Source organism: Microbacterium resistens NBRC 103078 (assembly GCF_001552355.1).
GTDB classification, from domain to species: domain Bacteria; phylum Actinomycetota; class Actinomycetes; order Actinomycetales; family Microbacteriaceae; genus Microbacterium; species Microbacterium resistens.
Genome location: NZ_BCRA01000075.1, coordinates 23,037 through 29,278 on the forward strand (window position 1 = coordinate 23,037; position 6,242 = coordinate 29,278).

Annotated in this window: 8 protein-coding genes; 3 read left to right on the plus strand and 5 right to left on the minus strand. The window is 71.4% G+C overall.

Annotated features, from left to right (window positions below; translation table 11 throughout):
• Nucleotides 1-29 precede the first annotated feature (29 nt).
• On the plus strand, nucleotides 30-1,406 hold the full coding sequence (locus MR1_RS13020; protein WP_084344641.1) for a DNA recombination protein RmuC: 1,377 nt from the start codon (nucleotides 30-32) through the stop codon (nucleotides 1,404-1,406).
• On the opposite strand, the gene MR1_RS13025 is transcribed toward MR1_RS13020, so the two are convergent.
• Together MR1_RS13025 and glpX are read right to left on the minus strand one after the other, a co-directional pair.
• Nucleotides 1,381-1,593 carry a UDP-N-acetylmuramyl pentapeptide phosphotransferase gene (locus MR1_RS13025; RefSeq protein WP_067247508.1) on the minus strand — a complete coding sequence of 71 codons (213 nt, stop codon included), beginning with the start codon at nucleotides 1,591-1,593 and terminating at the stop codon, nucleotides 1,381-1,383. The two genes, MR1_RS13020 and MR1_RS13025, sit on opposite strands and share 26 nt — an antisense overlap.
• Before the next feature lie 211 nt (nucleotides 1,594-1,804).
• Nucleotides 1,805-2,824 (minus strand): class II fructose-bisphosphatase, encoded by a 1,020-nt coding sequence (gene glpX / locus MR1_RS13030; protein WP_067247511.1) that lies wholly within the window; start codon nucleotides 2,822-2,824, stop codon nucleotides 1,805-1,807.
• A gap of 182 nt (nucleotides 2,825-3,006) precedes the next feature.
• On the opposite strand from glpX, the gene fbaA reads away from it, so the two are divergent.
• Complete coding sequence (gene fbaA, locus MR1_RS13035) at nucleotides 3,007-4,035, plus strand: class II fructose-bisphosphate aldolase (protein WP_067247515.1); 1,029 nt, start codon at nucleotides 3,007-3,009, stop codon at nucleotides 4,033-4,035.
• Nucleotides 4,036-4,125: 90 nt separating this feature from the next.
• Here the strand turns inward: fbaA and MR1_RS13040 are convergent, their stop codons facing one another.
• The 3 genes from MR1_RS13040 to MR1_RS13050 form a co-directional block, all read right to left on the minus strand.
• Entirely contained in the window at nucleotides 4,126-4,611 is a 486-nt protein-coding gene (locus MR1_RS13040; RefSeq protein WP_067247519.1) for a COG4315 family predicted lipoprotein, read from the minus strand.
• Nucleotides 4,612-4,677: 66 nt separating this feature from the next.
• Nucleotides 4,678-5,352, minus strand: coding sequence for a zf-HC2 domain-containing protein (locus tag MR1_RS13045; RefSeq protein ID WP_067247521.1), 675 nt, complete (start codon nucleotides 5,350-5,352; stop codon nucleotides 4,678-4,680).
• Nucleotides 5,349-5,849, minus strand: coding sequence for a sigma-70 family RNA polymerase sigma factor (locus tag MR1_RS13050; RefSeq protein WP_067247524.1), 501 nt, complete (start codon nucleotides 5,847-5,849; stop codon nucleotides 5,349-5,351). Before MR1_RS13050 ends, MR1_RS13045 begins: the two co-directional genes overlap by 4 nt.
• Before the next feature lie 90 nt (nucleotides 5,850-5,939).
• Between MR1_RS13050 and MR1_RS13055 the strand changes: the two genes are divergently transcribed.
• A partial coding sequence (locus tag MR1_RS13055; RefSeq protein WP_308417944.1) for a DUF2231 domain-containing protein occupies nucleotides 5,940-6,242 on the plus strand: 303 nt, incomplete at its 3' end.

Genomic DNA, 6,242 nt, shown 5'->3' on the forward strand with positions numbered 1-6,242 from the left:
ATGTCGGTGGCACCGCTCAGGATGGGCGCATGGAAGCAACCATCGTCCTCGTGGCCCTCGTGGCCCTCGCCGTCGGCGCCGGTCTCGGCTGGCTCGCGGCGCGCGCCCGATCCGCGTCCGCGGTGGCGGGGCTCGCCGCCGAGGCCGCCGCGCTTCGCGAGGACAGGGATCGCCAGTACGACCTGTATCGGGACGCGGTCGAGCACGCGCGTGAGCAGCAGCGCGTCGCCGCCGATCGAGCGCAGCGCGAGAACGCGGTGCTCACGGCGCTCGCGCCGGTGGCGGAGTCCCTGCAGCAGATGCAGCGGAAGGTCTCCACGCTCGAACAGGACCGCCACGCGCAGTTCGGTGCGCTCAGCGAGCAGCTGCGCCTCGCGCAGGAGTCCGATGCGGCGCTGCGCGCCACGACCGAGTCCCTCGCCGGCGCGCTGCGCTCCAGCGCCACGAGGGGTGTGTGGGGCGAGACGCAGCTCCGCCGCGTGGTGGAGGCGGCGGGGCTGACCCGACACGTGGACTTCGACCTGCAGGCGACGATCACGTCCGATCGTGGCCGGGGCCGCCCGGACATGGTGATCCGCCTGGCCGGTGGCGCGTCGATCGCCGTGGATGCCAAGGTGCCGCTGGACGCTTATCTGGAGGCAAGCGCGCTGTCCGGGACCGACGACGCACGGCGCCGGACGCTCATGCAGCAGCACGTCCGCGCGGTCCGAGCCCACGTCGACGCGCTCGCCAAGAAGGCCTACTGGGGAGGGCTGGATGCCGGGCCCGAGTTCGTCATCTGCTTCCTGCCCACGGAATCGCTCCTGGCCGCCGCCATCGACGAGGATCCGACGCTCCTCGACTACGCCTTCTCGCGCCGTGTGGCCCTCGCCTCACCGGTGAACCTCTGGGCCGTGCTCAAGACCGTCGCCTACACCTGGACCCAGCAGGAGATCTCTCACGAGGCTCGCGCGCTGCTCTCCCTCGGAACCCAGCTGTACGACCGCCTCGGCACGCTCGCGGGGCACGCCGACGACCTCCGGCGGGCACTGGAGCGGACCGTGGACAGCTACAACCGATTCGCCGGATCCCTGGAGAGCCGCGTTCTCGTCACCGCCCGGCGCTTCCCCGGTGTCGACGCCTCAGCCCTCGCCGAGCCGGCCAGGATCACCGACGCGACGCGCCGGTTCAGCGCCGAAGAACTGACCTTCAGCGCAGAAGAACCGAGCGCGGCGTCAGAGGGCGATCAGGCGGTTCTGATCACCGCGGACCTCGGGGATCTCCGCACGAGGCTGGACCCGGCGGACCCGGGCGACGAGGAGGACCGACGCCACGCAGCGGGCGACCACGGGGCGAACGACCTGACGAGTGCCGAGGAGTCGGGTCAGGAGCCGGAGCAGATCACGCGCCGCCGGGAACGAGACTGAGGAGGGCGATCACTGCGCCGGAGAAGAGCACGAACGCACCGATCATCCACCAGGCGCTGATCTCCTGGCCCTCGGGCCTGCGGACGCGGAAAAGCACATCGGGCCGACGCGCCGCGTCCATCTCGATGACGGTGACGGTGCCGGTGTCGGTGACCGAGGTCTGCCGGTACACGTTCTCGGAAGCCATCCGTTCGCCCCTCTCGTCGCGCGCGACCGGAGCCCTCCCGATGCGCTGCAGGCGGGACCTATTGTGCCAGGCTCAGCCGGGAAGTCCCCGCGCCACGATGTGAAGGCGGTTTCGGCTCGATAACGATGCCCCGGACGAGCGACCGGCGATCACCGACTCGTTCGGCTCCCCGGCCGGCCTCGATCACTCCCGCGACGATGCGCCGTACGGCTCAGAGCCACTTGGAGACGAGGTGCTCCGAGGCGATGCGGCGCAGCGTCCCGGAGTGGCTGCGCAGCACGATGCTCTCGGTGTAGAGGTAGCCGCCCTCGCGGCGCACGCCCGCCACGAGCTGCCCGTCCGTCACGCCCGTCGCGACGAAGATCGTGTTGTTGCCGCGGACGAGGTCGTCGGCCTCGTAGACCTTGTCCATGTCGAGGCCGGCATCGATGCCGCGCTGGCGCTCCTCGTCGTCCCGCGGCCACAGCCGCCCCTGGATGTGCCCGCCGAGAGCCTTGATCGCACAGGCGGTGACGATGCCCTCGGGGCTGCCCCCGATCCCGACGCACATGTCGGTACGCGCGCCATGCCGGGCCGCGTTGATCCCCCCGGCGACGTCGCCGTCGCTCATCAGGCGGGTCCCGGCACCGGCTTCACGGATCTCGCGGATGAGGTCGTCGTGTCGCGGACGGTTGAGGACCGAGACGACGATCTCCTCCACCGGCTTCTCCAGCGCGGCGGCGAGACGACGGATGTTCTCGCCGATCGGGAGGCGGATGTCCACGACGCCGACGCCGGCGGGACCCGTGACCAGCTTGTCCATGTAGAAGATGCTCGAGGCATCGAGCATCGTGCCCCGGTCGGACACCGCGATGACCGACAGGGCGTTCTGGCGTCCGGCCGCGGTCAGGGAGGTCCCGTCGATCGGATCCACGGCGATGTCGTATCCGGGTCCGCGCCCGGTGCCGACCTGCTCGCCGTTGAAGAGCATCGGGGCGTTGTCCTTCTCTCCCTCGCCGATCACGACGCGGCCGTCGAAGTCGACCGTCCCGAGGAACGCCCGCATGGCGTCGACGGCGGCCCCGTCCGCGGCCTCCTTGGCGCCGCGCCCGATGAACGGCACCGCCCGGATCGCCGCCGCCTCCGTGGCGCGCACCAGCTCCAGGGCCAGGTTGCGGTCGGGGCGCAGCGGGCTCAGCTCCGCAGAGGAGGACGAATCGGCAGGGGCGGTCTTCTCGACGGGGGTCACCATGCCGCCAGCCTAGAAGCAGAGCACGCAGGGATCGCGGCTTTTGCGCCCACGTCGACCGAAAGAAACACGCTTCTTTCGCGCACCGAAGTTCTGACGGTTCGACGGCGTCCGAAACGGATCGGATCACGCGGATCTGCGGCGATAGAGTGGCACTGACCCCGTCGCTCAGCACAGGAGATGCCATGCCCGTTGCCACCCCGGATCAGTACGCAGAGATGCTCGATCGCGCGAAGGCGGGCGGATTCGCCTACCCCGCGTTCAACGTCTCCAGCTCGCAGACGATCCACGCCGTCCTGCAGGGCCTCACCGAGGCCGGATCGGACGGCATCATCCAGGTGACGACCGGAGGCGCCGACTACTTCGCCGGGCACACCGTGAAGGCCCGCGCCACCGGCGCCCTCGCCTTCGCGAAGTACGCGACCGAGGTGGCGAAGTCGTACCCGGTCACGGTCGCGCTGCACACGGACCACTGCCCGAAGGACGCGCTGGCCGGCTTCGTCGAGCCGCTCATCGCCGCCTCCGAGGAAGAGGTCAAGGCCGGCCGCAACCCCATCTTCCAGTCGCACATGTGGGACGGCTCCGCGGTGCCGCTCGCCGAGAACATCGAGATCGCCAAGGATCTCCTCCCCCGCATGAAGAACATCAACGCGATCCTCGAGGTCGAGATCGGCGTCGTCGGCGGCGAGGAGGACGGCGTCCGCCACGAGGGCTCGAACGACGCGCTCTACACGACCTTCGCCGACGTCGACCAGGCCGTCCAGGCCCTCGGTCTCGGCGAGCAGGGGCGCTACATCGCGGCGCTCACCTTCGGGAACGTGCACGGCGTGTACAAGCCGGGCAACGTCAAGCTGCGCCCGGAACTGCTCGGCGACATCCAGGCCCAGGTCGCGGAGAAGTACGGCACCGGCGCGAAGCCCCTCGACCTCGTCTTCCACGGCGGCTCGGGCTCGACGGACGAGGAGATCGCCCTGGCGGTCGCCAACGGCGTCATCAAGATGAACATCGACACCGACACGCAGTACGCCTTCACCCGCTCGATCGCGGGCTACATGTTCTCCCACTACGACGGCGTGCTGAAGGTCGACGGCGAGGTGGGCAACAAGAAGCTCTACGACCCCCGCGCCTGGGGCAAGGTCGCCGAGACCGCGATGGCCGCACGGGTCGTCGAGTCGACCCGTCAGCTCGGCTCGTACGGCCAGTCCCAGAGCTGAGATCGCGTGCCGCTGCGGCGGCGCCGACCGACCCGATCCCGGAGAGCCGGGACCACCGCGCCGCCGGATCACCCGGCGGCGCGGTGTCGTTCATCCCCCGATCTTCGCCCCCGTCGCGTCCACGACCCACCACACGTCCTGGACGCCTTGCCCGGCGACGTCCCCGGCCGCGGCGTCCCCGGCGAAGGTGTACAGCGGCCACCCGTCCAGCGTGATCTGCTTCTTCCCGTCCGGGGTGTCGATCGTGCCCAGCTCACCCGTGATCCCGTCCCCCACCGGCTCGGATCCGGCGGCGAGGATCGGCGGCCAGTTGCCGAGGCACGCACCGGTGCACGCGCTCTCGGCCGCGCCCTGGGTGTCCTTGTCGAACACGTACGCCGTCATCCCGTCGGCGGTCACGACGATCTCCCCGAGCGCCGTCTCGGCGAGCATGAGGTCCGCGCCCGAGGAGGGGGCGTCGCCGTACCCGCCGGCATCCGAGGCCGGAGGCGCCGAGGTCTCCGCCGCTCCGGGTGAGCCGCAGCCCGCCAGGAGCATTCCGAGGGCGAGCGCCCCGATCGCGAGTGTCCTGCGCATGATCTCGTCCTTCCCGCGCTCCGCCGTGAAGCGTCACCGGTGAAACGAGACGACACGCCCCGCGGTTCATCCGATCCGCTCGGTGGTCTCCAGGTCCTGGCGCAGGATGACGTCGCCGGCGGCGTTGCGGACCTCCACCGCTCGGATGTCCGGCAGCCGTTCGGCGACGCCGGCGGACACCCGCGCGGTACGGCCCGGTTCCACCTTCCACGTGGACAGTTCCGTCGCCGCGCCGGATGCGTCGATCACCGTGAGCACGTAGGTCCAGCCGGCATCGGGCGCGTCCGCCCCGTACGCGCACTCCATGTCGATCCGCGTGCCCCAGGCGACCGGTGTCAGCTCCACGGTGGCCGTGACCGGCACGGAGACCGCCGGCTCCAGAGCGACGGACACCGCGGGGCGCGGGCTCAGGGCGACGAGGGCGATCGGCACGGCCACGGCCACCGCGGCGGCGACGGACACCGCCGCCCAGACGAGGCGCTGTCGGCGACGCCGTCGCGCCCGGGCGATCTCACGGAGCCGATCGGCGGCGGGGTCCCGCGGCGCGGCGCCCAGGCTCTCCGCCCGCTCGGCGGGGATCCGGGAGAGCAGTCCGACCACCGGAGTGAGCTCGGACACCGCGGTCCGGCACCGCGCGCAGTGCGCCAGGTGCGCCTCGAACCGGGATCGATCCGCGGCGGACAACGCCCCCATCGCATAGGCGGCGTCCCAGGTCGCGTAGCGTTCGTGTTCCCCGCTCACCGGGTCACCCCTCTCTCCTGCAGTGCCAGTCGCAGCGCTCTCAGTCCGTAGTGCATGCGCGACTTCACGGTCCCCTTCGGGATCCCGAGCTCGCCCGAGATCTCCTCCACGCTGCGCCCGCCGAAGTAGCCCGCGACGATGACGGCCCGGTGCTCCGCGCTCAGCGCGGCGAGGGCGTCCTCGATGAGCAGGGCGTCGATGAGGCGGTCCGTGTCGTCCGGCGCGGTGCCCTCGGGCACCTCCGGAACCGCGCGCTCGTGGCGGCGCCGGGCGCTCCGGGCCTCGTCGATCACGAGATGGCGGGCGACGGTCAGCATCCAGGCGCGCGAGGTGGCCGCCTCCTGCTCCAGGATCCTCGGGGTCCGCCACGCCCTCAGCAGCGTCTCCTGGACGACGTCGTCCGCCGACGACGCGTTGCCGGTCAGATGCACGACATAGCGCCGGATGGGCCCGGCGTGCACGTCGTAGAGCGCCGCGAGCCGTTCGTCGTCTTCCACAGTCCGCCTCCCTCTGTGACACGAGACGGAAGCGCCGGCGGTTCATCTGAACCCGGACGCGGTGTGCGTCGTTCTCTCAGTATGGACGCGATGACGCCGCTGGACACCGCCTCGTTCGCCGGGCTGCCGCTGCATCCGCTCCTCGTGCATGCCGCCGTGGTCCTGACCCCGCTCACCGCGATCGCGCTCATCGTCTGCGCGCTGTGGCCCGCCGCACGACGCCGCGTCGGCGCGGCGCTGCCGCTGGCAGCCGTCCTCGTGGCCGTGCTCATCCCGCTCACGGCCGCGACCGGCGCGTCCCTCGCCGACGCCGTCGGCCGCGCCCCGGCGGTCCAGCGTCACGAGGCGCTCGGGCTCATGCTCGTCCCGTGGGCGATCTCGCTGGCCCCGACC